Annotated in this window: 23 protein-coding genes, 1 tRNA gene, 1 pseudogene and 2 other annotated features; of the genes and pseudogenes, 20 read left to right on the top strand and 5 right to left on the bottom strand. The window is 37.6% G+C overall.

Going from position 1 to position 25,395, the window contains the following annotated elements:
* Nucleotides 1–17: 17 nt before the first annotated feature.
* The 17 genes from OC530_RS07065 to trpA all read left to right on the top strand — a co-directional run bounded on the left by OC530_RS07065 (nt 18) and on the right by trpA (nt 18,910).
* Entirely contained in the window at nt 18–659 is a 642-nt protein-coding gene (locus OC530_RS07065; protein WP_000945323.1) for a phosphate uptake regulator PhoU, read from the top strand.
* A gap of 12 nt (nt 660–671) precedes the next feature.
* Nucleotides 672–2,147, top strand: a complete 1,476-nt coding sequence (gene galT, locus OC530_RS07060) for a UDP-glucose--hexose-1-phosphate uridylyltransferase (RefSeq protein WP_262080832.1) — start codon at nt 672–674, stop codon at nt 2,145–2,147.
* Nucleotides 2,148–2,159: 12 nt separating this feature from the next.
* Nucleotides 2,160–3,170 (top strand): UDP-glucose 4-epimerase GalE, encoded by a 1,011-nt coding sequence (gene galE, locus OC530_RS07055; protein ID WP_262080830.1) that lies wholly within the window; start codon nt 2,160–2,162, stop codon nt 3,168–3,170.
* Nucleotides 3,171–3,353: 183 nt separating this feature from the next.
* A complete protein-coding gene (locus tag OC530_RS07050; protein ID WP_262080828.1) occupies nt 3,354–4,013 on the top strand; it encodes a DUF1868 domain-containing protein in 660 nt (219 codons plus the stop codon).
* Nucleotides 4,014–4,037: 24 nt separating this feature from the next.
* The gene (locus OC530_RS07045; protein WP_000738376.1) at nt 4,038–5,105 is read left to right on the top strand and encodes an extracellular solute-binding protein; all 1,068 of its coding nucleotides are present in this window, start codon (nt 4,038–4,040) and stop codon (nt 5,103–5,105) included.
* A gap of 102 nt (nt 5,106–5,207) precedes the next feature.
* On the top strand, nt 5,208–6,218 hold the full coding sequence (locus OC530_RS07040; RefSeq protein WP_262080825.1) for an ABC transporter ATP-binding protein: 1,011 nt from the start codon (nt 5,208–5,210) through the stop codon (nt 6,216–6,218).
* An 11-nt stretch (nt 6,219–6,229) separates the two neighbouring features.
* Nucleotides 6,230–7,921: an iron ABC transporter permease gene (locus OC530_RS07035; protein ID WP_001216174.1), complete on the top strand. Its 1,692-nt coding sequence runs from the start codon at nt 6,230–6,232 to the stop codon at nt 7,919–7,921.
* 2 nt (nt 7,922–7,923) lie between these two features.
* Nucleotides 7,924–8,634, top strand: a complete 711-nt coding sequence (locus OC530_RS07030; RefSeq protein ID WP_001149044.1) for an MgtC/SapB family protein — start codon at nt 7,924–7,926, stop codon at nt 8,632–8,634.
* A 686-nt stretch (nt 8,635–9,320) separates the two neighbouring features.
* Nucleotides 9,321–10,316, top strand: coding sequence for a LacI family DNA-binding transcriptional regulator (locus tag OC530_RS07025; protein ID WP_000410752.1), 996 nt, complete (start codon nt 9,321–9,323; stop codon nt 10,314–10,316).
* 214 nt (nt 10,317–10,530) lie between these two features.
* Nucleotides 10,531–10,762, top strand: a binding site (T-box leader).
* Between the two features lie 163 nt (nt 10,763–10,925).
* Complete coding sequence (trpB, locus tag OC530_RS07020; RefSeq protein WP_218764326.1) at nt 10,926–12,104, top strand: tryptophan synthase subunit beta; 1,179 nt, start codon at nt 10,926–10,928, stop codon at nt 12,102–12,104.
* Nucleotides 12,095–12,326, top strand: a binding site (T-box leader). Its footprint overlaps the gene before it by 10 nt.
* Nucleotides 12,327–12,650: 324 nt before the next feature.
* Nucleotides 12,651–14,012 (top strand): anthranilate synthase component I, encoded by a 1,362-nt coding sequence (gene trpE, locus OC530_RS07015; protein WP_262080820.1) that lies wholly within the window; start codon nt 12,651–12,653, stop codon nt 14,010–14,012.
* Entirely contained in the window at nt 14,009–14,575 is a 567-nt protein-coding gene (locus tag OC530_RS07010; protein ID WP_050252723.1) for an aminodeoxychorismate/anthranilate synthase component II, read from the top strand. The genes trpE and OC530_RS07010 overlap by 4 nt, the downstream gene beginning before the upstream one ends.
* A gap of 10 nt (nt 14,576–14,585) precedes the next feature.
* On the top strand, nt 14,586–15,590 hold the full coding sequence (gene trpD, locus OC530_RS07005; RefSeq protein WP_261089410.1) for an anthranilate phosphoribosyltransferase: 1,005 nt from the start codon (nt 14,586–14,588) through the stop codon (nt 15,588–15,590).
* Nucleotides 15,587–16,354, top strand: coding sequence for an indole-3-glycerol phosphate synthase TrpC (gene trpC, locus OC530_RS07000; protein WP_262080816.1), 768 nt, complete (start codon nt 15,587–15,589; stop codon nt 16,352–16,354). The genes trpD and trpC overlap by 4 nt, the downstream gene beginning before the upstream one ends.
* Nucleotides 16,341–16,940 carry a phosphoribosylanthranilate isomerase gene (locus OC530_RS06995; RefSeq protein ID WP_262080814.1) on the top strand — a complete coding sequence of 200 codons (600 nt, stop codon included), beginning with the start codon at nt 16,341–16,343 and terminating at the stop codon, nt 16,938–16,940. The genes trpC and OC530_RS06995 overlap by 14 nt, the downstream gene beginning before the upstream one ends.
* Complete coding sequence (gene trpB / locus OC530_RS06990; RefSeq protein ID WP_262080812.1) at nt 16,918–18,141, top strand: tryptophan synthase subunit beta; 1,224 nt, start codon at nt 16,918–16,920, stop codon at nt 18,139–18,141. The genes OC530_RS06995 and trpB (OC530_RS06990) overlap by 23 nt, the downstream gene beginning before the upstream one ends.
* Nucleotides 18,134–18,910, top strand: a complete 777-nt coding sequence (gene trpA / locus OC530_RS06985) for a tryptophan synthase subunit alpha (RefSeq protein ID WP_262080810.1) — start codon at nt 18,134–18,136, stop codon at nt 18,908–18,910. Before trpB (OC530_RS06990) ends, trpA begins: the two co-directional genes overlap by 8 nt.
* Here the strand turns inward: trpA and OC530_RS06980 are convergent.
* Nucleotides 18,882–18,983 (bottom strand): annotated as a pseudogene (locus OC530_RS06980) (prepilin peptidase); the annotation flags it as partial. The gene trpA and the pseudogene OC530_RS06980 overlap by 29 nt on opposite strands.
* 228 nt (nt 18,984–19,211) lie before the next feature.
* Here OC530_RS06980 and OC530_RS06975 point away from each other — a divergent pair.
* Together OC530_RS06975 and OC530_RS06970 are read left to right on the top strand one after the other, a co-directional pair.
* Entirely contained in the window at nt 19,212–19,943 is a 732-nt protein-coding gene (locus OC530_RS06975) for a hypothetical protein (protein ID WP_071478875.1), read from the top strand.
* A 14-nt stretch (nt 19,944–19,957) separates the two neighbouring features.
* Nucleotides 19,958–21,109, top strand: a complete 1,152-nt coding sequence (locus tag OC530_RS06970; protein ID WP_130886591.1) for an XRE family transcriptional regulator — start codon at nt 19,958–19,960, stop codon at nt 21,107–21,109.
* A 51-nt stretch (nt 21,110–21,160) separates the two neighbouring features.
* Here the strand turns inward: OC530_RS06970 and OC530_RS06965 are convergent, their stop codons facing one another.
* Complete coding sequence (locus OC530_RS06965; RefSeq protein WP_262080806.1) at nt 21,161–21,820, bottom strand: A24 family peptidase; 660 nt, start codon at nt 21,818–21,820, stop codon at nt 21,161–21,163.
* Between the two features lie 69 nt (nt 21,821–21,889).
* On the opposite strand from OC530_RS06965, the gene OC530_RS06960 reads away from it, so the two are divergent.
* Complete coding sequence (locus OC530_RS06960) at nt 21,890–22,345, top strand: GNAT family N-acetyltransferase (RefSeq protein WP_173225579.1); 456 nt, start codon at nt 21,890–21,892, stop codon at nt 22,343–22,345.
* 48 nt (nt 22,346–22,393) lie between these two features.
* Here OC530_RS06960 and OC530_RS06955 read toward each other — a convergent pair whose 3' ends face one another.
* From OC530_RS06955 to OC530_RS06945, 3 genes are all read right to left on the bottom strand, one after another.
* The gene (locus OC530_RS06955; RefSeq protein ID WP_173225582.1) at nt 22,394–23,539 is read right to left on the bottom strand and encodes a low temperature requirement protein A; all 1,146 of its coding nucleotides are present in this window, start codon (nt 23,537–23,539) and stop codon (nt 22,394–22,396) included.
* A 182-nt stretch (nt 23,540–23,721) separates the two neighbouring features.
* A tRNA-Lys gene (locus OC530_RS06950) sits at nt 23,722–23,794 on the bottom strand.
* Between the two features lie 264 nt (nt 23,795–24,058).
* Complete coding sequence (locus tag OC530_RS06945) at nt 24,059–25,330, bottom strand: replication-associated recombination protein A (RefSeq protein ID WP_049511488.1); 1,272 nt, start codon at nt 25,328–25,330, stop codon at nt 24,059–24,061.
* Nucleotides 25,331–25,395 lie beyond the last annotated feature (65 nt).

Genomic DNA, 25,395 nt, shown 5'->3' with positions numbered 1-25,395 from the left:
TAAGAAGAGGTACCTAAATGTTAAGGTTATATTTAGAAAATGAAATTATAGAATTATCAAATAATTTAGAGACCATTTGGGTATCTGTGCTTGATAAATACGAGAAGTTATTTGAATATTTATCAAATGAAGAACGAATAGAATTGATTAAAGAAGATTTAATCATAAATGAGTCAGTTCTAAATGTTGATAAAAAAGGATATGAGTTAATTTGTTTACAACATCCCGTTTCATATGACTTAAGAAGAATTATTAGTGTAATAAAAATATCAACTGACATTGAACGTATTGGGGATAGAATTGTTGAAATTTTAAAAAATCTACAGATTATTCAAAATAATGAAATTTTGAAGAAAATTATTTCAGAAATAAAAATACTTCATGAAGTTATCGGACTGCATATGAATAGGGCTATATCTTGTTATAGAGAGGAACAATTTGGATGTTTAGATATGGTTGTTATACAAAAACAGAATGAGATAGAAGAGCTTAGTATAAATATTGAAAAGAAAATAATGAATTACATATTTGAAGATGATGGGAATGTTTCTGAAGTAATTGGTGCTTTAGATATTATTCATCACCTTGATAAAATTGCTCATACTACGCAATCAATTTATAAATGGATAATGTATAGAAAATATGGGAACATAAATTAGAAAGAAAAATATATGAAAACAATTATTGATAATTTTGTTGATAGAGTAATTGAATACGGAATGTATAATGAAATTGACAAAATATATGTGAAAAATAGGGTACTAGCGTTAATAGGTGAGGAGGGAACTGATCGCATTTCCGATGAAAATGACCTGAAACAAATAAAAGATTACTTAGTGGAAATCGCCTTAAAAAACGGTAAAATTAAAGATTTAATTGAGGAAAAGGAATGTTTAGGAGCAGAGTTAATGAATTTCATAGTTCCTTTACCTAGTCGATTAAATGATATTTTTTGGAGTTCATATGATATATCACCTCAAAAAGCAGTTGAAGAGTTTTATAAGTTAAGTAAAGATAGTGATTATATTAAAACTTCTGCTATTGCTAAGAATATTGAGTTTCGAGCATCAACTAAATACGGAGAGCTAGAGATTACGATAAATTTGTCAAAACCCGAAAAAGATCCAAAAACAATTGCTGCTGAAAAATTAGTAAAAGCCACTAATTATCCCAAATGTTTACTATGTATGGAAAATGAAGGATATCAGGGGCGAATAAATTATCCAGCACGTTCGAATCATAGAATTATTCGGATGAAACTTGGTGACGAAGTATGGGGATTCCAGTATTCTCCTTACTCATACTTTAATGAGCATGCGATATTTTTGAATAGTCAACATGTACCAATGGCTATTACCTCTAAAACATTTGAACAATTATTGGAGATTGTTGATATTTTGCCAGGATATTTTGCTGGTTCAAATTCTGATCTTCCTATCTCAGGAGGCTCCATTCTTAGTCATAACCACTACCAGGGAGGGAAACATATTTTCCCAATGGAAAAAGCAAAATTTGAGAGTGAATTTCGTTTTAAAGACTTTGAGGATGTTAATGCTGGTATTGTAAAATGGCCAATGTCAGTAATTAGGTTACAAAGTGAAAATAAAAATCGCTTGTTAGATTTAGCTACTAAAATTCTAAATAAGTGGAGAGAATATTCAGATTTAGAAGTAGACATCATTGCTATGACTGAAGATGTCCCACACCATACGGTGACTCCTATTGCTCGTAAAGTGGACGGGAGATATGAATTAGATATTGTTCTAAGAGATAATCATACTACTGAACAATACCCAGATGGTGTTTTCCATCCTCATCAAGATGTACAACATATTAAAAAGGAAAATATCGGATTAATCGAAGTGATGGGACTTGCGATATTACCACCTCGTTTGAAACCAGAGTTAGAAGAAGTTGGAAAATATCTTTTAGGAGAGGAAAACGCAATTGCGGATTATCATTTAGAATGGGCCGACCAATTGAAAGAAAAATATCCTCGCATTAATAAAGAAGAGGTTAATAGCGTAGTTCAACACGAAGTAGGACAAGTGTTTGCGAGAGTTCTGGAAGATGCAGGAGTTTATAAGAATACACCGTCTGGGCATGAAGCGTTTATGAGATTTGTTAAGTCGGTTGGAATTAATTAGGAGGAAACCCAAATGGCAATATTGGTAACAGGCGGAGTTGGTTATATTGGTAGCCATACCGTAGTAGAATTACTAAATTTAGGAAAGGAAGTTATCATTGTCGACAACCTTTCGAACTCTAGCATCTTGGTGCTAGACCGTATTGAAGCAATTACAGGAATACGTCCCGTGTTTTACGAATTAGATGTTTGTGATAAACAAGCATTGAGAAAGGTATTTGAACAAGAATCGATTGATGCTGCAATTCATTTTGCAGGTTATAAAGCTGTCGGAGAATCCGTGCAAAAGCCTGTGATGTACTACAAAAATAATATTATGAGTACATTGGCACTTGTTGAAGTGATGTCAGAATTTAATGTTAAAAAGATTGTCTTTTCTTCAAGTGCGACTGTATATGGAATTAACAATCAGTCACCTCTAATTGAGACGATGCAAACAAGTGCTACAAATCCTTATGGGTATACGAAAGTGATGCTTGAGCAAATTTTAAAAGATGTTCATGTGGCAGACTCAGAATGGAGTATTGCGTTGCTTCGTTATTTCAATCCAATTGGTGCTCATGAGTCTGGTTTGATTGGGGAAGATCCCTCAGGAATTCCTAACAACTTGATGCCTTATATTGCACAAGTAGCGGTAGGTAAGTTGTCAGAGCTAAGTGTGTTCGGAAATGATTATGATACGCTTGATGGTACTGGTGTGCGTGATTATATCCATGTAGTAGATTTAGCAATAGGACATATAAAAGCTTTAGAAAAAGTATCTGAAAACACAGATGTTTATATCTATAACCTAGGCTCGGGAGAAGGTACTAGTGTATTACAACTTGTAAATACATTTGAAAGTGTTAATAAGATCCCTATTCCTTATAAAATAGTTCCAAGACGTTCAGGAGACGTTGCAACTTGTTATGCAAATGCAGACAAAGCGTATAAGGAATTAAATTGGAGGACAACAAAATCGATTGAAGACATGTGTAGAGATACATGGAATTGGCAATCAAAAAATCCCAATGGCTATAATTGATGATACTGTCTATATGAGTGCTGTATTTTGGAAAAATTACTTAAACTTTTAATGAAATGCATATTTAATGAAAGATAAATTTTTTAAAAAAATGTTTGAAAGCGCTTGACAAAGTAAACGGTTTCGTTATATAATATAAGCATAGATGACACCGGTGTCAAATATAAAAAAGAGGGTCTTTATATGAAAAACCTAACAAAAATTAAGTTCAAAGAAAATGGAGAATTTAATCATTTTCCAGGAAATACTGTTGTAGCAAATCTTTATACTAAACAAGATTTGATGGAAGTTGTTGATATTATTCAATCACGTTATAGAGAATTACCATTTATCGATAAGTTTACTTTAACTCCAAGGAATTCTATTCACATGACTGTAATTGAATTGTTGTGCCATGAAAATCGTGAAACGGAGTTTTGGAGCAGTAATCTTCCTCTTGATACACCTTTACAGGAAATACATGATTACTTTGCTAAACAACTTGAAATTTTTCCATTGTTAAATGAAGAAATTCTTATGCGTGTAACGGAAATGGGAAAACAAAACATACTAGTTGAACCTGCAGATGAAGCTTCTGCTAAGAGATTAGAAGAAATTCGTACTTATGTCTCAGAAAAAGCAGATGTTCGTTTCCCTAATCATGATAGATATCAATTCCATATTTCAATTGGGTATCTTCGGATTCCTCTAACCGAAGAGGAGGAAGAAGAGTTTACTAAAGTTAGAGCGGAATTAACTGAAATTTTATTAGAGAAGATTCCAACTATTACTGTAAACCGTATTGACTATACTGTATTTGAAGATATGAGACAATTTGTTCCATATCACGAAAAATTTAAATAAAATAATAAAAAAGGAGAACTTATCATGAAAAAAATGAAAGTTTGGTCTACTGTACTTGCAACGGGAGTTGCTCTTACTACACTTGCTGCTTGCTCTGGAGGTTCAAATTCTACGACTGCTTCTTCATCTGAAGAAAAAGCTGATAAAAGTCAAGAATTAGTAATCTATTCGAACTCAGTCTCAAATGGTCGTGGTGATTGGTTAACTGCTAAAGCAAAAGAAGCTGGTTTTAATATAAAAATGGTTGATATTCCTGGCGCTCAATTAGCAGACCGTGTTATTGCCGAGAAGAATAATGCAGTTGCAGATATGGTATTTGGAATTGGTGCTGTTGATTCAAATAAAATTAGAGATCAAAAATTACTAGTCCAGTACAAGCCTAAATGGTTAGATAAAATTGATCAATCTTTATCAGATAAAGATAATTATTATAATCCTGTGATTGTTCAACCATTAGTTTTAATTGGGGCGCCTGATGTAAAAGAAATGCCTAAAGATTGGACTGAATTAGGTAGTAAGTATAAAGGTAAATATTCAATTTCTGGTCTTCAAGGTGGTACAGGACGGGCAATTCTAGCAAGTATCTTAGTTCGATACCTTGATGATAAAGGTGAATTAGGTGTTTCCGAAAAAGGTTGGGAAGCAGCAAAAGAATATTTGAAAAATGCATACACTCTTCAAAAGGGAGAAAGTTCAATTGTTAAGATGTTAGACAAAGAAGATCCAATACAATATGGAATGATGTGGGGTTCTGGTGCATTAGTTGGACAAAAAGAACAAAATGTTGTTTTCAAAGTTATGACTCCTGAGATTGGTGTACCATTTGTAACTGAACAAACTATGGTTTTAAGCACTAGTAAAAAACAAGCGTTAGCTAAAGAATTTATTGATTGGTTTGGTCAATCAGAAATTCAAGTAGAATATAGTAAGAACTTTGGATCTATTCCTGCAAATAAAGATGCCCTAACAGAGTTACCTGAAGATACGAAAAAATTTGTTGATCAAGTGAAACCACAAAATATTGACTGGGAAGCTGTTGGAAAGCATTTGGATGAATGGGTAGAAAAAGCTGAATTAGAATACGTACAATAAGAAATAAGAGTTAATTTTTATGTCCAAGTCTCTCTATTATTTCTAAATTTAAGGAAGAAATAAAGAGAGGCTTTTGGTTTAGTAATAGAGGGAGTTAGTGAGATGATTAAATTTGATAATATTCAAATTAAATATGGTGATTTTGTTGCAATTGATAATCTAAATTTAGATATACATGAAGGGGAATTTTTTACATTTCTTGGACCTTCAGGATGTGGTAAATCAACTACTTTGAGAGCATTGGTAGGTTTTCTAGATCCATCATCAGGAAGTATTGAAGTTAATGGAACAGATGTCACTCATTTGGAACCTGAAAAGCGTGGAATTGGTATTGTATTTCAATCTTATGCGCTATTTCCAACTATGACTGTTTTTGATAATATTGCATTTGGTTTAAAAGTTAAGAAGGTAGCTCCAGATGTTATTAAAGCAAAAGTATCAGCAGTAGCAGCAAAAATTAAGATCTCTGATCAACAGTTACAGCGTAATGTATCAGAATTATCTGGGGGTCAACAACAAAGGGTAGCATTGGCTCGTGCTCTGGTTCTTGAACCTAAAATTCTTTGTCTAGATGAACCATTGTCAAACCTTGACGCAAAATTACGTGTAGATTTGAGAAAAGAGTTGAAAAGACTTCAAAAAGAGTTAGGTATTACTACTTTATATGTTACTCATGATCAAGAGGAAGCCTTGACTTTATCTGATAGAATTGCAGTCTTTAACAATGGATTCATCGAACAGGTCGGTACACCAGTAGAAATTTATCATAATTCTCAAACTGAATTTGTATGTGATTTTATTGGAGATATTAATATTTTGACCGATGAAACAGTCCACGAAGTATTACTGAAAAATGCAAGCGTTTTCTTAGAAGATAAAAAAGGATACATTCGATTAGAGAAAGTTCGATTCAATCGTGAAACTGAACAAGATTTCACTCTAAAAGGGACAATTATTGATGTTGAGTTTTCTGGAGTTACAATTCACTATACAATAAAAGTTTCTGAAAGTCAGATTCTTAATGTAACAAGTATTGATAGTCAGGCTGCTATTAGATCTGTCGGAGAAAGTGTGGAATTATTTATCACACCATCAGACGTTCTGCAATTTTAAGGAGGTGCAGTATGCGTCATAAATTAAATTTAAAAGATTGGCTTATTCGTTTAGGGTTAATCTGGTTCTTAGTAACATTTATTATTTATCCAAACTTTGATCTAGTAGTGAATGTATTTGTAAAAGGAGGAGAATTTTCCCTTGATGCTGTACATCGTGTTCTAAAATCTCAGAGGGCACTTCAGAGTATTATGAACAGTTTTAAGTTGGCATTTTCACTCATTATTACAGTTAATGTCGTAGGTATTCTTTGTGTTCTATTTACAGAATACTTTGATATTAAAGGTGCTAAAATTTTAAAATTAGGTTATATGACCTCTTTAATTTATGGAGGAGTGGTTTTAGCGACTGGATATAAATTTGTCTATGGTCCTTATGGATTGATTACAAAATTTTTACAAAATATTATCCCTTCTTTAGACCCTAACTGGTTTATTGGGTATGGTGCAGTCTTATTCATTATGACATTTTCAGGAACTGCTAATCATACATTGTTTTTAACAAATACAATTCGAAGCGTTGACTATCACACTATTGAGGCTGCTCGAAATATGGGAGCAAAACCATTTACTGTTTTCCGAAAAGTAGTGTTACCAACCTTAATTCCAACTCTATTTGCACTTACTATCATGGTTTTTCTTAGTGGTTTATCTGCAGTAGCAGCACCCATGATTGTTGGTGGTAAAGAATTTCAAACTATAAATCCAATGATTATTACATTTGCAGGGATGGGGAATTCTCGTGATTTAGCTGCTCTACTTGCAATTATTTTAGGTATTGCAACTACAATTTTGCTTACTATCATGAACAAGATAGAAAAAGGTGGAAATTATATTTCTATCTCTAAGACTAAAGCGCCTCTTAAAAAACAAAAAATTGCGTCTAAGCCTTGGAATATCATTGCTCACATTGTAGCATATGGATTGTTCACAGTTTTCATGCTTCCACTAATTTTTATAGTATTATACTCATTTACAGATCCAGTTGCAATTCAAACAGGTAACTTAACATTATCAAACTTTACTTTAGAAAATTATCGCTTATTCTTTAGTAATAGTGCGGCATTCTCTCCATTCTTGGTCAGCTTTATTTATTCTATTATTGCTGCGACAACAGCAACAATTCTCGCAGTTGTATTTGCTCGTGTTGTCAGAAAACATAAATCTCGTTTTGATTTCTTATTTGAATATGGTGCTCTACTTCCTTGGTTACTACCAAGTACACTTTTAGCAGTAAGTTTATTATTTACTTTTAATCAGCCACAATTTCTTGTCTTGAATCAGATTTTGGTAGGTAGTTTGGTAATTCTACTTATTGCATATATAGTTGTAAAAATCCCATTTTCTTATAGAATGGTACGTGCTATTTTATTTAGTGTTGATGATGAGATGGAAGATGCAGCAAGAAGTATGGGTGCTTCACCTTTTTATACTATGATGAAGGTTATCATCCCATTTATTTTACCGGTTGTTCTCTCTGTTATTGCTTTAAACTTTAACTCTTTATTAACTGACTTCGACTTATCTGTATTTCTTTACCATCCATTAGCTCAACCACTGGGTATAACTATTCGTTCAGCAGGTGATGAAACAGCAACTTCAAATGCTCAAGCACTTGTATTCGTTTATACTATTGTATTAATGATAATTTCTGGTTCTGTTTTATACTTTACTCAGAGACCAGTTAGTAGAAAAAGGAAATAATAATGCAAGCAACAAGCTTAGGACTATCATATATCGAAATTGTATTAAGAATTGTACTTTCATTAGTTATTGGTGGTGTAATTGGTTTAGAGAGAGGAAGTAAATCTCAACCAGCAGGTATTCGTACACATAGTATTGTTTGTCTGGCTGCATGTTTAATTATGATGACTAATGAGTATGTATCTTATAAATTTGGTACAGGAGATCCTACACGCTTAGGTGCGCAGGTTATATCAGGTGTTGGTTTTCTTGGGGCTGGAACAATACTTATTACAGATAAAAAGAAAATAACTGGTTTAACAACTGCAGCCGGAATATGGGCTTCAGCTGGAATCGGTCTAGCTATTGGTGTTGGTTTTTATGAAGGAGCCATACTAGGAGCAATGTCTGTTTGGAGTGTTATAACTATGTTCCAACCTTTAAAAAAATATCTTCAAAGTCGTTCAAAGATAATCGAATTGTATATCGTTGTTAGATCTACAGAGGCATATAATCGGGTACTAGTATACTGTGCTGAGAATGGCATTAGAATGACTGATTCTAGAACTGCATTTGGAGATGTTAATTCAGAAAGAATTGAATATTTTGATGTTCCAGACAAAAAAATCGCGTCATTTATTACTCTGGAATTATCAGGTAGATTTGAGCACCTTAAACTAATGGAAGAAATTGCTAATATTGTTGGTGTGATTTATGTTGAGGAAATCAGCTAATCTAGGGATAAACAAAGGGACGGATTATTCTAGTCCTTTTGTTTTCTTTAAATAATAAGAAATATAAGGGCACATCTAAAAACTCAATTTCAATACTTTTAAACATTGATGTATCAACGTTTTCTGAGCAATAAAAATAGAAAATCGGTAGTTTTTAGAGGTGTCCATAATAATTTTTGAAGAAAAGGATCTAACTAATTTGAGAGTATATAAAGTGGATTTTGATGCAGGAAAAATAACTTATTTTGATGACTATAATCTCATACAGGTATACCACTTCCATTCATTTTATGATGTTTGTGAGATGGTGTTCGCTTGTCATTTACCATTTGAAGAAATGCTTAGAAATGTTATTGTTAAGGAGAAAGCTGTTCCCATATTAGAGTGTTATATTGAACAGATAATGAATACATTTCTAAATACAGAAGGATTTACTGAAAATGATTCCTTGGAATTTTCAGGTAGTGTATTTTCTTATCCGGTGATTTGTAATGCAGTTTACAAAATAGTACAAAACAGTGAATTGAATTGTAAAATTTATGTTACTAGTACTGAAAGTTAATGTAGATTTAGTGAAGTATTTCCTCCAGATGTAAACTAGATTAAAAGATTAGAATGTAATTTTCTTGTTAAAATAATTTAAATATTGTATAGTTATAGTGAAGGTTTATGACAGGAGTATTTTAATGGAAAAAGGGAAAAAGGTAACGATATATGATATTGCACGTTTGTCTGGTTTTTCTCCAAAGACAGTTTCACGTGTAATAAATGGAGGGAATAGAGTAAAACCTGAGACTTATAATGCCATAAAAAAAGTCATCGATGAGTTATCCTATATTCCAAATGCCTATGCTCAGAATTTAACGAAGAAAGAAACCACGAATATTTTAATATCTGTGAAGAAGATTGATTCTTTTCCTTTAATCTGGTTTCAAACACTTTTAGATAAAGTTTTACAAACTTGTAGACAATTTGGAGTAAATGCTATTGTTGAATATTTTGGAGAGGAAGATTCGATTAGTAATTCAATTATTTCAAGTATTGGTAGCCTTGTAGATGGAGTGATTGTCTTTTATGAGGGGGAGAATGATATTCGAATCCAATATTTAAAGAAAAATAATATGCCTTTCATTGTCTTTGGAGAGTCTCAAACACCTGGAGTAGTTTACGTATCTAACAATAACTTTCAAGCTACTTATGATATGATGAAAGTAGTTTTGGAAAAGAATTTTAAAGATATGTGGTTACTTATGGGAGGTGAGTCTTATGTAAATAAGGATCGAGAGAGAGGAGTGAGAACTTTTTTAAAGGATAATAATTATTCTATGGATTTGAAGGTAGTTTATGGTTTAACTACAATAGAGTCAGTTTATTCCTTTGCTGTGAATGATTTGTCTTTTGGAAATTATCCAGATATTATATTTGTTTCAGGCGATGAAAAAGTTCAGGGACTAATTCGTGCGTGTTACGAAAAAGGAATAGCGATTCCGGATAATATATCCGTTGTTGGATTTGATAATATTCCAATTTCACAGTATTACACTCCTGCTTTATCTACAATTTCTCCTAATTATGTTAAATTAGCTCAAGAAATGATTGAAGGGGTATTAGCAATTATAAAGGGGGAAAGTGTCACATCTGTTGAAGTTTCTACTAAACTTGTTAGGAGACAGAGTTTCTAGTATTGTTTAATTCTTGAAAATCCTAATGGAAAAGATGGAGTGTTCTAAAGTAAGTTCTGTTTAGCCTCCATTCAGTTTCTATTGAGTTGGATCCAATTTCTAACAAGTGGGACATTTTCACGTTCGATTTACTAAAGACATTATCACATTCGAATCACACATCTTTCAAAAAAATTGTAAAAAAGTCTTGACAAAGAAAAAACAAAGTATTAAAATAAGTTCAACAAATCAGAAAAGTAACTATTTTTGATCTTCAGGGAGCCTGTGGTGATTGTGAACAGGTGGTTGGAAGTAGTGAAAGTGGGCTGATTTTAAAAATGAATTTGAAACAATGAAAATTCGGTGCGCACACCTTACAGTGCAACTTGTTGTTAGACAAGGCAGAGATGTAAAGGGGGATAATCCCTTTATAATTGAGGTGGCACCGCGTTACCAACGCCCTCACATGGAATTTAATTCTGTGTGTGGGCTTTTTTCTATCCGTCGTTTTGTTTATCTTTTATTAGGGCGTTAAGTCGCTTTGATGAACTTGAGTTCTATCTACAGCTCCTTGCCTACTACTAAAAGCAAACAAAAAGGCCGGATTCATACTAAAAGAGGAAAAATTTTATGACAACTAAAGGTTATTTTGGACAATTTGGTGGTAGTTTCGTACCGGAGCCGATTCAGGATTTGTTGGATGAGTTGGAAGTGACATTTGACAAGTACAAGGATGATCCAGAGTTTTTGGCAGAATTTCGTCATTACTTGAAGGACTATTCAGGTCGCGAAACACCGCTCTATTTTGCAGAAAGTTTGACAGAGCACTTAGGTGGAGCTAAGATTTATCTCAAACGTGAAGATCTTAACCACCTTGGTTCTCACAAGCTCAACAACGTTTTAGGACAAATTCTTTTGGCCAAACGTATGGGCAAAAAACGAGTGATTGCGGAAACAGGAGCTGGTCAGCACGGTGTTGCGACAGCAGCGGCTGCAGCCAAGTTTGGTATGGCCTGTGATGTCTACATGGGGGCAGAGGATGTGGAGCGTCAACGTCTCAATGTTTTCCGTATGGAGATGATGGGAGCAACTGTTCACGCAGTTGAAACAGGGACTCGTACCCTCAAAGATGCTGTTGATGCAGCCTTTGGAGCATGGATGAATGACCTTGAAGCCTTCTATGTTCTGGGATCTGCTGTAGGTCCTCACCCTTATCCTACAATTGTCCACGAGTTCCAAAAGGTCATCAGTGAAGAATCTCGCCGTCAAATCTTAGAAAAAGAAGGTCGTTTACCAGACTACGTTATTGCCTGTGTAGGTGGTGGTTCCAATGCCATTGGTGCTTTTTCTCAGTATGTGGCTGATGAAGAAGTTAAATTGGTTGGGGTTGAAGCTGCTGGTCACGGACTTGATACAGACAAGCACGCAGCTACTATGACAAAAGGTAGTATCGGAATTGTCGACGGCATGAAGACTTATGCAGTCTTTAAGGAAGATGGAGAGCTAGCTCCAGTTTACTCTGTTTCAGCTGGATTGGACTATCCAGGGGTTGGCCCAGAACACGCCTACTTCAAAGATTCAGGTCGCGTGGAATATGTCGCTGCGACGGATGAAGAAGCTGTTCAGGCTCTCCTCCTTCTCAGCAAGACTGAAGGAATTATCCCAGCGATTGAAAGTTCGCATGCTATCGCAGAAGCAGTTAAACGTGCACCGAAACTAAGTAAAGACGATATTATCATCATCAATGTCTCTGGTCGTGGAGACAAGGACGTAGCTGCGATTGCAGACTACCTAGAAGCTAAAAAATAATAGATGGAAAAATTACAGTCCTTTCTCTCACAGAGAGCTTGTGGTTGCTGAAAACAAGCAGAGAAAGCTGTAAGGTTGGGTCCATCTGAAACGAGAGAAGAAAACATAATTCTCAAGGGAGTGCCCTTTATCGCACAACCTGTTACAGGAGGTTTCTGAGACAGGAATGAGAGATAGGAGAAATCCTATAATTGAGGTGGCACCGCGAATTTCGTCCTCACGCAAGTTATTTTGCGTGGGGATTTTTATATATTTACCGCAGATATTGCGATTAATTTTTTAAATATTTTCAATAAATAGGTCGTTATAGAATATTTACGAACGAAGTGAGTTTCTAAAAGCTGTTTCCCGCCATAGTGGTATCCTAGAGAAGCAAAGATGCTTCTCTAGGACGGAATTTTTGAGACACATGGCTCAAAAATTAGGGATGAAATTTCATGGATTTCTAAAATCATCCACTGGATAATTTTACCTCCCGTCCGCACTATTTAAGGGAAATAGAAAAAGATAAAAAATTAAAAATAAGGAACTGAAAGGGAAATTACAATGGAACGAATCATTCATGGAGATGTCTTATCACCAATCTTGGCTTATATGCGCCTAAAGGGGCAACACAAGGTTATCTTAGAGAGTATTCCGAGAGACAAGGAAACAGCTCGTTTTTCTATCTTAGCCTATAATCCAGTTTTTGAGATTAAGTTTGAAAATGGAGTTCTTTATCAAAATGGGCAAGTGATTGATCGTGATCCCTTGGATTTCCTTTATGAAGTGACTCATAAGAGCCAACACCATTCAGATCTACCTTTTGGTGGTGGGGCAATTGGTTTTGTTGGTTACGATATGATTTCGCTTTATGAAGAAATTGGTCAAATTCCTGAAGATACTATTGGAACGCCAGATATGCATTTCTTCGTCTATGAGAGTTACATTGTCTTTGACCACAAGAAGGAAAAAATCCATGTCATCGAGGAAGCTCTCTATAGTGAGCGTAGCCAAGAAGACTTGGAAGAAGCCTTGAACCAAGTGCTTGAGGAATTACGCATTCCTGCTCCAAATGAATTTGAAGACTTGGATCTATCTCCGTTAGACTTCAAACCCCATATCGCTCCTCAGAAGTTTGAGGAAATGGTGGAAACGGCTCGTGACTTGATTCGTAACGGGGATATGTTCCAATGTGTACTCAGCCAGCGTTTCTCAGCAGAGGTTACTGGAAATCCATTTGACTTCTATAGAAATCTTCGCGTGACTAATCCTTCTAATTATCTTTATTTCTATGATTTTGGTGATTATCAAATCATCGGAGCTAGTCCAGAAAGTTTGGTTTCTGTCAAAAATGGCATCGTGACAACCAATCCGATTGCAGGTACGCGACCAAGAGGAGCTACGGATGAAGAAGACAAGGCTTTGGCGACAGAACTGCTTTCGGATGAGAAGGAAACAGCAGAGCATCGGATGTTAGTAGACTTGGGACGAAATGATATTGGTCGCATCTCTGAAACGGCCAGTGTCCAAGTCACCAAGTATATGGAAGTGGAGCTCTTCCGTTATGTCATGCATTTGACCAGTGTGGTCAAGGGGCGTTTGCTTCCAGAACTCACTGCCATGGATGCCTTGAAAGCAACACTTCCTGCTGGAACAGTTTCAGGAGCACCAAAGATTCGAGCTATGAGACGCATCTATGAACTGGAAACAGAAAAACGTGGCGTATACGCAGGAGCAATCGGCTACTTGTCTGCGACGGGTGATATGGATTTTGCCATTGCCATCCGAACTATGATTCTCAAAAATCAAACAGCCTATGTGCAGGCTGGGGCAGGGATTGTCTACGACTCCATTGCCCAAAACGAATACCAAGAAACCATTAACAAAGCAAAATCTATGACTAGAATTGGAGAACTAAGACCATGATTTTATTGATTGACAACTATGATTCTTTTACCTATAACTTGGCCCAATACATTGGGAATTTTGCAGAAGTACAGGTTTTGAGAAATGATGATTCCAAGCTATATGAAGAAGCTGAAAAAGCAGATGGTCTGGTCTTTTCTCCTGGTCCAGGTTGGCCTGTTGATGCTGGAAAGATGGAAGATATGATTCGTGACTTTGCTGGCAAGAAGCCGATTCTTGGGATTTGTTTGGGTCACCAGGCCATCGCCGAAGTATTTGGTGGTAAGTTAGGTTTGGCTCCCAAAGTCATGCATGGGAAACAGAGCAATATCAGCTTTGAAGCGCCATCTGTTTTGTATCAAGGTATCGAGGATGGCCGTGCGGTCATGCGTTATCACAGTATTTTGATTGAGGAAATGCCAGAAGAATTTGAAGTGACAGCTCGTTCGACTGATGACCAAGCCATCATGGGGATTCAACACAAAAACCTACCGATTTATGGCTTCCAGTACCATCCAGAGAGCATTGGAACGCCAGATGGCTTGTCTTCTATTCGGAATTTTATCGAGAAGGTTGTAAAGTGAGGAAACTAGGATGAAAGAGATTATTGAAAAACTAGCAAAATTTGAAAATTTATCAGGTGTGGAAATGACGGATGTCATTGAGCGTATTGTAACTGGGCGTGTTACTGAGGCGCAGATTGCTTCTCTCCTTTTGGCTCTTAAGATGAAGGGGGAAACACCTGAAGAACGCACAGCCATTGCCCAAGTCATGAGAGGACATGCCCAACACATTCCAACTGAGATTCATGATGCCATGGACAACTGTGGTACAGGTGGGGACAAGTCTTTCAGCTTTAACATTTCGACAACTGCAGCCTTTGTCTTGGCTGGAGGCGGTGTTCATATGGCAAAACACGGTAACCGCTCGATTTCTTCTAAATCTGGTTCTGCAGATGTCCTCGAAGCCTTGGGTATCAACCTAGACCTCAAACCAGCTGAACTAGGTAAGGTCTTTGATAAAACTGGAATTGTCTTTCTCTTTGCAAAAAATATGCACCCAGCTATGAAATACATCATGCCAGCTCGTTTGGAACTAGGAATTCCAACGATTATGAACTTGACTGGTCCCCTGATTCACCCAATGGCTTTGGAAACACAGCTTCTTGGAATTAGTCGTCCAGAACTTCTAGAAAGTACAGCTCAGGTATTGAAAAATATGGGTCGCAAACGTGCCATCGTAGTTGCTGGACCAGAAGGGCTAGATGAAGCTGGTTTGAATGGAACAACCAAGATTGCACTTCTTGAAAATGGCGAAATCAGCTTGTCAAGCTTCACTCCAGAAGATCTGGGGATGGAAGGCTACGCTATCGACGATATTCGTGGAGGGAATGCTCAGGAAAATGCAGAAATTTTGCTCAGCGTTCTTAAAAATGAACCAAGTCCATTCTTGGAAACTACAGTTTTAAATGCTGGTCTTGGTTTCTATGCTAATGGTAAGGTAGCTAGCATCAAGGAAGGAGTTGCCTTGGCTCGTCAAGTGATTGCTAGTGGCAAGGCCCTTGAAAAACTCAGACTGTTACAGGAGTACCAAAAATGAGTCAGGAATTTTTAGCACGAATTTTGGAGCAGAAGGCGCGTGAGGTTGAGCAGATGGAGCTGGAGGAAATCCAGCCCCTGCGCCAGACCTATCGCTTGGCTGACTATCTAAAACAACACCAAGACCGTTTACAGGTAATCGCTGAAGTTAAGAAAGCTAGCCCTAGTTTGGGAGATATCAATCTCGATGTGGATATTGTGCAACAGGCCCAGACTTATGAAGCAAACGGAGCAGTGATGATTTCTGTTTTGACAGATGAAGTTTTCTTTAAAGGACATTTGGATTATCTGCGAGAGATTTCCAGTCAGGTAAACATTCCGACCCTCAACAAGGATTTTATCATTGATGAAAAGCAAATTATCCGCGCTCGCAATGCAGGTGCGACAGTCATCTTGCTCATTGTGGCAGCCTTGTCCGAAGAACGCCTCAAGAAACTGTATGACTACGCGACAGAGCTTGGTCTGGAAGTCTTGGTGGAGACCCACAATCTAGCTGAACTAGAGGTAGCTCACCGCCTTGGAGCTCAAATTATCGGGGTCAATAACCGCAACTTGACCACCTTTGAAGTTGACTTGCAGACCAGTGTAGCTTTGGCTAAACATTTCAAAGATGATTGCTTGTACATTTCTGAATCTGCTATTTTCACAGGGCAGGATGCGGAACGAGTAGCGCCATACTTTAACGGAATTTTAGTAGGGACAGCTCTCATGCAGGCAGAAGATGTGGCCCAGAGAATCAAGGAGTTGCAGATTGACAAAGGTTAAGATTTGTGGATTATCTACTAAAGAAGCAGTGGAAACAGCCGTTTCAGCAGGGGCAGACTACATCGGTTTTGTCTTTGCACCTAGTAAAAGACAGGTGACCTTGGAAGAGGCTGCTGAGCTGGCAAAGCTTATTCCTGCAGATGTGAAAAAGGTTGGTGTATTTGTTTCACCAAGTCAGGCAGAACTGCTAGAAGCGATTGAAAAAGTTGGCTTGGACTTGGTTCAAGTTCACAGTCAGGTGGCGGATGATTTGTTTGAGAATTTGCCTTGTGCCAGTATTCAGGCTGTGCAGGTGGATGGAGAGGGTCATGTGCCCAATTCTCAGGCAGACTATCTCCTCTTTGATGCCCCTGTGGCTGGGAGTGGCCAGACCTTTGACTGGGCTCAACTGGATACGATTGGACTAACTCAGCCTTTCTTTATCGCAGGTGGGCTTAATGAAGACAATGTAGTAAAAGCAATTCAACACTTTACTCCCTATGCAGTCGATGTATCGAGCGGAGTGGAGACAGATGGACAAAAAGATCAGGAAAAGATTAGAAGATTTATAGAGAGGGTAAAGAATGGCATATCAAGAACCAAATAAAGATGGATTTTACGGAAAATTCGGCGGACGTTTCGTCCCAGAAACATTAATGACAGCAGTTTTGGAGTTGGAGAAGGCCTATCGTGAAAGTCAGGCAGACCCAAGTTTCCAAGAGGAATTAAATCAACTCTTGCGCCAGTATGTGGGGCGTGAAACTCCTCTTTACTACGCAAAAAACTTGACCCAGCATATTGGCGGAGCCAAGATTTATCTCAAACGGGAAGACCTTAACCATACAGGCGCCCACAAGATTAACAATGCCTTGGGACAAGTTTTGCTTGCCAAACGCATGGGTAAAAAGAAAATTATCGCTGAAACAGGTGCTGGTCAGCACGGTGTGGCCACTGCAACTGCTGCAGCCCTCTTTAACATGGAATGTACTATCTACATGGGTGAGGAAGATGTCAAACGCCAAGCCCTCAATGTCTTCCGTATGGAGCTTTTGGGAGCCAAGGTTGAGGCAGTGACAGACGGTTCGCGCGTGCTCAAGGATGCGGTCAATGCAGCCCTTCGTTCATGGGTGGCTAATATCGATGATACCCACTATATCCTTGGTTCTGCCTTGGGACCTCATCCTTTCCCAGAAATTGTTCGTGACTTCCAAAGCATCATCGGTCGAGAAGCTAAACAACAGTATCGCGATATGACAGGTCAAGATCTGCCAGATGCCCTAGTAGCCTGTGTTGGCGGTGGGTCGAATGCCATCGGGCTCTTCCATCCATTTGTAGAAGATGAGTCTGTAGCTATGTATGGGGCTGAAGCGGCTGGACTTGGTGTGGATACAGAGCACCACGCAGCTACCTTGACCAAGGGGCGTCCAGGTGTTCTTCACGGTTCCCTCATGGATGTGCTCCAAGATGCCCATGGTCAAATTCTTGAAGCCTTCTCTATTTCAGCAGGTTTGGACTATCCTGGTATCGGTCCAGAACATTCTCACTACCACGATATTAAACGTGCCAGCTATGTCCCTGTGACAGACGAAGAAGCCTTGGAAGGATTCCAACTCTTGTCTCGTGTTGAAGGGATTATCCCAGCATTGGAATCTAGCCATGCCATTGCCTTTGCGGTGAAATTGGCCAAAGAACTTGGACCAGACAAATCCATGATTGTCTGTCTATCAGGTCGAGGGGACAAGGATGTGGTCCAAGTCAAAGACCGCTTGGAAGCAGATGCAGCAAAGAAGGGAGAAGCTCATGCCTAAGACACTAACAGAAAAATTAAATGCTATTAAAGCAACTGGAAAAGGAATTTTTGTTCCCTATATCATGGCTGGAGACCACGAGAAAGGTTTGGATGGTCTCGGAGAAACGATTCACTTTTTAGAAGATTTGGGTGTTTCGGCTATTGAAGTGGGCATTCCCTTTTCAGACCCTGTTGCAGATGGACCTGTTATCGAAGAAGCTGGCTTGCGCAGTTTAGCCCACGGGACCTCTACCCAGGCTTTGGTTGAAACCTTGAAAACCATTCAAACAGAGATTCCGCTGGTCATCATGACCTACTTCAACCCCCTCTTTCAGTATGGTGTTGAGAACTTTGTCAAAGATTTGGCAGATACAGCGGTTAAGGGCTTGATTATTCCAGACCTGCCTCATGAGCATGCCAACTTTGTGGAGCCATTTTTGGCAGATACAGACATTACTTTGATTCCCCTAGTTAGTTTGACAACAGGAATTGAGCGCCAGAAAGAGTTGATTGATGGGGCAGAAGGATTCGTCTATGCGGTTGCCATCAATGGGGTGACAGGGAAATCAGGCAATTACCGTGCAGACTTGGACAAGCACTTGGCACAATTGCATCAAGTGGCTGATATCCCAGTCTTGACAGGTTTTGGCGTATCTAGTCAAGAAGATGTAGAACGCTTCAATGCGGTGTCAGATGGTGTCATTGTTGGTTCGAAAATAGTAAAAGCTCTCCACCAAGGAGAGCCGATTGAGGACTTTATTAAACAAGCAGTAGCTTACCAAAAATAATCACACAAGCAGCAAGTAAGAGGAAAGGCACGAAAGGAAGTCTTTCCTTTTTCTTTTGCAGGAGAAAGGCTAGTTTTATAATGAATTGAATCTGGAATAGTACATTATGATTCCTAAAATATTTTAAGAAAGTGATTTGAATTTCCCAATAAATTTGTTCAGTTTTTAATTGATTTTACTATAGAAGATATAATTTTCTAAATTACTCTGATATGCAACTTTAAGAAAAAGCTAATTATTGTAGTAATTTCTTTAAGAAAATGATATAATTCATTAAAAAGAATTTGAAGGAGGAAGAATTATGTTGAATCAGGATCTCTTTGATTCGCTTGAGGCACAAAAAATTGTAGATACTTTGATGAAAGGGCAAAAAGATTATGTAGATGAACGTATAGAAAAAAGAGAGACCATGATAGTGTCGAATGGTTATGCATGGACGCGACCTAATCATATTGATACTGCATTTGCATCAGCAGATTTGTTTGAGTATAAATTAAAATTAGCAGGACAGACTTGGGGATATTTAGAATTTGAAACAAATACAGAAAAATATGGGAAAGTATTGTTAATTATAAAGGGTAAGAAGCGACTTACGAACCAATTTCCTTTGGTACAAAAAAATAAGAGTGGCTACTTATTTGAATATGCTCAGATGAATACACTTTATCTTAATCAACATTCTTCCTATAAAAATGATGAAGATAGTCATTCTTTTCCAATTCAGATGGAGTTAGTTTCTGATGAAATGATTCAAGAAATTGAACAAGCTACTAAAAATTCGAATATCGAAAAATTTATGATTTTAACTTATGAGGCGGACTCAGAAAACAATATTATATCTGTAGATGTTGTTATGCCTGATGCACGAACTGGTCAGTTACACTTGATTCAAGATTTGTCTGAGTATATTCAATCAAGTTCGTACCATTTCGAAGAAGCTAAATATCAAAATATTCCTAATTTTTCAGAATTATCGGAAACAGAAGATTTTGAAATTATTCCAAGAATAGAAAAACAAGAAGGTCAAAAGTAGTAAGGAGTATGTAAATGTTTAATGGTCGGGTATTGAAAGAATTACGGCTGTTAAATGGTTTAAGTAGAGCAGAATTAGCTCAGAGAATTGATTTAACGGAACAAGCCATTTGGCAGTTTGAGTCCAACGAAACGAAACCTAAATTATCAACCAAAATGCATTTGGCCAACCAATTTCATGTTGATTTAACTTATTTTGAACAAGAAGAAGAAAGTATTCGATTTGATTCTTCTGTAATTGCCTTTAGAAATGCAGACCTAGCAACACGGAAAACAATAGATATTCAAACTATGTATTTACATAAGGTAGATAGTTTGATTGATTATTTTGAAAGTTTTGTAATTATACCTAATATTACAATTCATGACCTAAGTAATGTAGTGAGTGAATCTTATCATAAGGGAGAATCCATTGAGGAATTGGCTCTTTATGCCAGGGAAAAATTAGGTATTTCAAAAGATAATCATGATTTGCTTTATAAATTAGAACGTTCAGGCATCTATATCGTGGAACGATTAATTAATGGCCAAGCTGATGCTTATAGCGCATGGTCAAAATTGGGAAGACCTTATATTGTGTTGGGAACGAATAAATCATCTGTACGTCGAAATTTTGACTTAGCTCATGAGCTAGGACATATTCTTTTACACAAATATAAAGATATGAATGAAGATGGCGATCGTTTGGAGCAAGAAGCAAATTATTTTGCATCATGTTTTTTATTGCCAAAAGAAGAGTTTTTAGTCAAATTTGAAGAGAGGGTTGGCAAGCGTGTCAGCAATCCTGATAGTTATATTTTATTGAAGTCGGATTTGAATGTTTCGATACAGGCTTTAGAGTATCGAGCTTTTAAGTTAGGATTATTGACTCCAAAGCAACATTCTTACTTTTATCGTCAAATTGCGCAAAAAGGTTACAAAATGATAGAACCTCTGGATGATCAAATTTTTGTTAAAAAACCAAGCAAAGTAAAGAGTATTCTGGACGTCGTTTTGAGTAATCATCTAGTCAGTCTAGCGACTATAATGTCTAAACAAAGTATTCGTTTACAGTTTATAAGCGAAATATTTTCAGTCGAAATGAAATTTTTTGATCAGTATCAAGAAGATAAAAGAACGGATCGATTTGATAACATCATTCCTTTGTATAAAAGAAATAATTTATAATTTAACTGTGAAATAATTTCATGAAGGACATATGGCAGAAATTGGACTTTATCAAACAAGCAGTAGCTTACCAAAAATAATCACACAAGTAGCGAGTAAGAGGAAAGGCACAAAAGGAAGTCTTTCCTTTTTCTTTTGCAGGAGAAAGGCTAGGATGCCCGTCGCCGAAGCAAACTGAATCAAGATCAGTAATTCTGTTGCGCTAAAGACGATAGCACAAGAAGCTAAAAAGAGAAAATCCCCTGCTCCCATGCGGATATCGATAAAATGAGCCACAATTCCAAGTACAAGGAAGAAGACCATGACTAGATTCCAGCCAGAGCAGGCCATTAGGATTATATGAAAAGTCATCCAGACCAGTAAGGGATATTCCTGATGGCGAAAGTCGTAGATGCCCAAGGTCAAACCAGCAGTGATTAGGATGACTTGACCCAAGGAAAGAAAGCTCCAAGACCAGGACAGAAATAGGAGCCCTAAGCCTAGTTCAAAAAGGGCATACCAGACAGGATAAGTAGCCTTGCAGTAGCGACAGCGAAAGCGATTAAAAACCTGCGAGAGAATCGGAATCAAATCTAAGGGACGCAAGCGAGTCTGACAGGAATCGCAGTGACTAGCAGGTCGGATAATGGACTGCTCAGGAAAACGGTCAATGACCAAACCGAGAAAGGAAGCGAGAATGCTCCCAACAAGAAAAAAATAAAAATCAATCATACTTATCTATTCGTAAAAAATAGGAGAAGTAGTATAATGGAGAAACATAGATAAGATGGTGAGGCAAAGATGATAATTCGTTTTGAAGAAAAGGTGAGCACAGAAAATGCTCAGCTCGTATGCCAATGGTCCAACTCCCTCGGCAAATCCTTTCAAGAACAATGGATGGGACCAATGATTCCTTTTCCCTTGACCATTCAAGTCTTGCAAGATTTGGAAGGAATCTTTTCAATCTTTGATGGATACGAGTTTGTGGGGCTTATCCAGAAAATCAGGCAAGAAGACAGCAATCTTCATATTGGAAGATTTTTTATCAACCCCCAGAAACAGGGGCAAGGCTTAGGTAGCCAGGCCTTAAGGAAATTTGTTAGTTTGACTTTTGAAAATGGAGACATAGATAGTATTTCTCTAAATGTCTTCGATGCAAATCAAGCAGCCAAGCACCTCTATCAAAAAGAAGGATTTGAAATTGTTCAAACCATTGAAGCACCTGCACGAAAATACCTTATGAAAAAGTTTAGATAGAAATCAAAAAAGCCTTGGTTCCCAAAGCTTTTTTATGTTATAAACTCATTAAAATAACTCCCAGTTAGATTTGGAATATTTTTTATTCTGTGTCATATAAAAATAAATAAAATGAATGGCTATAGCTAGAGCTAAAATGGTTGTTATACTCACTACTATTATAGGATTAGAAGCAAAGATTAAAGAGAGAATCAAGGCAGCCAGATAGAGTGTCGCTTGGACACAGTAGTAACTTTTCGAATAGCGAAGATAGTGTTTGTTATAGGGCCCATTTACTAGGACAGCAGCTTGAAAGAGGCCAAATCCGATATAAGAGAAGCTGGTTGCAAAGAGACGATTAGCTTCAGGATTCTGAAGAAAACTCATCGATACAGTCATCATCATAAGTCCAATGAAAATAGGATAGTGACTGTAAATTAGAAATAGTCCCTTTTGATTAGATTTTTCATCAATAGCATGGTCGAATTGACCAAAATAAAACAAGAACAGAGAAATCATAATAATGAGATAAAGAACCGAATAAATCGAGAAATTCTCGATTGTAAAGAAGTTAGCTAGATTCGTAATCATCTCTCCAAACGTAATAATGACAAGAAGGGAGATGCGCTCGATTAAATGGGGAAGATTTACCTGGTAATGCTTATCTTTATTAAGCAAGATACTTGGCATAATAAAGATAAACAGAATACTAGCAAAGAAGATATAGACTCTAACGTAAATAGGAAGAAGAGTTGCTAGATAGACTCCTAAACTTCCTAGACCTGTTATCCATAGAAAACCTTTGATACTTTCCCGTTCAACATCATCGGTTGATTTTCTAAAAAATTCAACCAAATATTGAAAAAATAAGGTAAGGGTTAATGTACCAATAGCCCAACAGAGATAATGAAAATATTGTTGCCAATCAGGTCCAATCATATTGGCTATAAAGAGTAAAAGTCCCATTTTGATAAACATGATTACCATGTTAAATAAAGAGTTCTTTCCATAGCGATTGGTATAATCGGTTTGAATCATCCAGGAATCGATGAGAACCAAAATAGCAATGAAAAAATCAAGGAAAGAATTCCAAGTCAAAATACCGTTATGAAGATGGTCGATTAAAGTAGTTACTTTTGAAATTGCAAAAACAAAAACTAAGTCATAAAAAAGTTCTGAAAATTCTACACGTTTATGTTTAATAAGAGTTGTCATCTTAAGACCTTTCTATTTTAGAAGTACAATTTATTATAACAGAAAATGGCAATAAAAGAAAAGGAGGTGCTTAAATAACTTCATATGGCGCAGTTCAGAAGGGGCGTTTTTTCTATCGTTTTTTAGTTCTAAGACTACACAAAAAAAGCCCTGAAATCAAGGCTTTTTCCTGTTGATTTAGATGCCCCCTACAGGGATCGAACCTGTGACCCACGGATTAAGAGTCCGCTGCTCTGCCAGCTGAGCTAAGGAGGCAAAGAAAAAAGCTGTATTGGTGCCGAAACTTCACGGTTTGTATTGAACCCGCGCAATTAAGCAGGTGGGCAACTCGCTCTAACTGAAGCTGTTTCCGTGTGAGACGGCCTACATGCTGTTAGAAGACTTTTGTTTCCCTAATAATACAAAAAATAGTCGGTCAACACTTAAGTGTGAAGTCGTACACCACAGCGTTTCTATGTTTATATGATACCACTTTTTCAAAAAAAATCAAGAGGAAAGTGCAATTTTTTGAAAAGGATTTCAGATTTTTCGCAAACGGTCGATAGCTTCCTTTCTTTGAGCCAAAGCCCGTTCATATTTACCAGTATCTTCTGCTTGGAAATAGTGATGATTGCGAATTTTTTCTGGCAGATAGTCTTGCTTGACCCAATTTCCAGGATAGTTGTGTGGATAGAGATAGTCTTGGGCATTCCCCAGTTCCTTGCTTCCACTGTAGTGCCCATCACGCAGGTGTCGCGGAATGGGCAAGTGCCCTGATGTTTTGAGGTCGGCAAGAGCCTTGTCCATAGCTACATAAGCTGAGTTGGATTTTGGAGAAAGGGCCAAATCAATGACGACATTGGCAATGAGAATGCGGGCTTCTGGGAACCCAATCTTCTGGGCAGCATCCAGAGCAGTCACGGTGTGAATCTGGGCTTCAGGATTGGCCAAACCGATATCTTCATAAGCGATAACAGTCAAACGACGAGCGAGACTTGGCAAATCACCAGCATCAATCAAGCGGGCAGCATAGTGGAGACTGGCATCAACATCTGAGCCACGGATAGACTTTTGCAGAGCTGATAGGACATCGTAGTGTCCATCCCCGTCCTTGTCCATTGTAATATAACTTCGCTGCAGGCTATTTTGCATAATATCCAGAGTGATGTGGCGGATGCCCTTGTCATTCTCAGAGGTAGATAGAACGGCTAAATCCAGCGAGTTAAAGGCAGAACGCAGGTCTCCGTTTGTAGAGGTCGCGATGAAATCCAGCGCATCCTCATCTAGTTCCACTGGAAAATCAAAACCACGCTCAGGGTTGCTTAAAGCTATCTGAAGGGCCTCTTTGACGTCTTGGTTAGACAGAGGTTCCAACTCAAAAATTTGAACACGGCTACGAATGGCAGGAGTGACAGAAAAGAAAGGATTTTCAGTCGTTGCTCCAATCATGATGACCAGTCCACTTTCCAAGAGTGGCAAGAGGAAGTCTTGTTTAGTCTTGTCAAGACGATGAATCTCGTCTAGCAATAGGACGAGACCACCAGAAAATTTAGCCTCTTCCGCGATTTCTTGCAGTCGTTTTTTACTATCTACTGTCGCATTGAAAGTTCGAAAGGCATACTTGGTCGTCCCTGCGATGGCAGAGGCAATACTGGTTTTGCCGATTCCAGGAGGGCCATAGAGAATCATGGAGGACAGGCGGTTGGCTTCCACCATGCGGCGGATGATTTTTCCTTGTCCGACCAGATGTTCCTGACCAATGACCTGGTCGATGGTTTTAGGGCGCATACGAAGCGCGAGATTGTCTGGCATAGCAGTCCTTTCTAGCGTGGATTTTCTGATGTATATGTGGTAAGATGGTAGTATCTATTTTAGCA

The sequence above is a fragment of the Streptococcus sp. Marseille-Q5619 genome, assembly GCF_946901205.1.
Taxonomy (GTDB): domain Bacteria; phylum Bacillota; class Bacilli; order Lactobacillales; family Streptococcaceae; genus Streptococcus.
This window is presented reverse-complemented; position numbering and strand designations above follow the sequence as displayed.

Bases quoted from the DNA above. Each gene is read 5' to 3' on its own strand.
- trpA (WP_262080810.1), top strand. From the start codon at position 18,134: ATGCCTAAGACACTAACAGAAAAATTAAATGCTATTAAAGCAACTGGA.
- OC530_RS07040 (WP_262080825.1), top strand. From the start codon at position 5,208: ATGATTAAATTTGATAATATTCAAATTAAATATGGTGATTTTGTTGCA.
- trpB (WP_262080812.1), top strand. From the start codon at position 16,918: ATGGCATATCAAGAACCAAATAAAGATGGATTTTACGGAAAATTCGGC.
- OC530_RS07010 (WP_050252723.1), top strand. From the start codon at position 14,009: ATGATTTTATTGATTGACAACTATGATTCTTTTACCTATAACTTGGCC.
- OC530_RS07035 (WP_001216174.1), top strand. From the start codon at position 6,230: ATGCGTCATAAATTAAATTTAAAAGATTGGCTTATTCGTTTAGGGTTA.
- trpC (WP_262080816.1), top strand. From the start codon at position 15,587: ATGAGTCAGGAATTTTTAGCACGAATTTTGGAGCAGAAGGCGCGTGAG.
- OC530_RS06970 (WP_130886591.1), top strand. From the start codon at position 19,958: ATGTTTAATGGTCGGGTATTGAAAGAATTACGGCTGTTAAATGGTTTA.
- trpB (WP_218764326.1), top strand. From the start codon at position 10,926: ATGACAACTAAAGGTTATTTTGGACAATTTGGTGGTAGTTTCGTACCG.
- galT (WP_262080832.1), top strand. From the start codon at position 672: ATGAAAACAATTATTGATAATTTTGTTGATAGAGTAATTGAATACGGA.
- OC530_RS06945 (WP_049511488.1), bottom strand. From the start codon at position 25,330: ATGCCAGACAATCTCGCGCTTCGTATGCGCCCTAAAACCATCGACCAG.
- OC530_RS06955 (WP_173225582.1), bottom strand. From the start codon at position 23,539: ATGACAACTCTTATTAAACATAAACGTGTAGAATTTTCAGAACTTTTT.
- trpE (WP_262080820.1), top strand. From the start codon at position 12,651: ATGGAACGAATCATTCATGGAGATGTCTTATCACCAATCTTGGCTTAT.
- OC530_RS07030 (WP_001149044.1), top strand. From the start codon at position 7,924: ATGCAAGCAACAAGCTTAGGACTATCATATATCGAAATTGTATTAAGA.
- OC530_RS06965 (WP_262080806.1), bottom strand. From the start codon at position 21,820: ATGATTGATTTTTATTTTTTTCTTGTTGGGAGCATTCTCGCTTCCTTT.
- OC530_RS07050 (WP_262080828.1), top strand. From the start codon at position 3,354: ATGAAAAACCTAACAAAAATTAAGTTCAAAGAAAATGGAGAATTTAAT.
- trpD (WP_261089410.1), top strand. From the start codon at position 14,586: ATGAAAGAGATTATTGAAAAACTAGCAAAATTTGAAAATTTATCAGGT.
- OC530_RS07045 (WP_000738376.1), top strand. From the start codon at position 4,038: ATGAAAAAAATGAAAGTTTGGTCTACTGTACTTGCAACGGGAGTTGCT.
- OC530_RS06975 (WP_071478875.1), top strand. From the start codon at position 19,212: ATGTTGAATCAGGATCTCTTTGATTCGCTTGAGGCACAAAAAATTGTA.
- OC530_RS07065 (WP_000945323.1), top strand. From the start codon at position 18: ATGTTAAGGTTATATTTAGAAAATGAAATTATAGAATTATCAAATAAT.
- OC530_RS06960 (WP_173225579.1), top strand. From the start codon at position 21,890: ATGATAATTCGTTTTGAAGAAAAGGTGAGCACAGAAAATGCTCAGCTC.
- galE (WP_262080830.1), top strand. From the start codon at position 2,160: ATGGCAATATTGGTAACAGGCGGAGTTGGTTATATTGGTAGCCATACC.
- OC530_RS07025 (WP_000410752.1), top strand. From the start codon at position 9,321: ATGGAAAAAGGGAAAAAGGTAACGATATATGATATTGCACGTTTGTCT.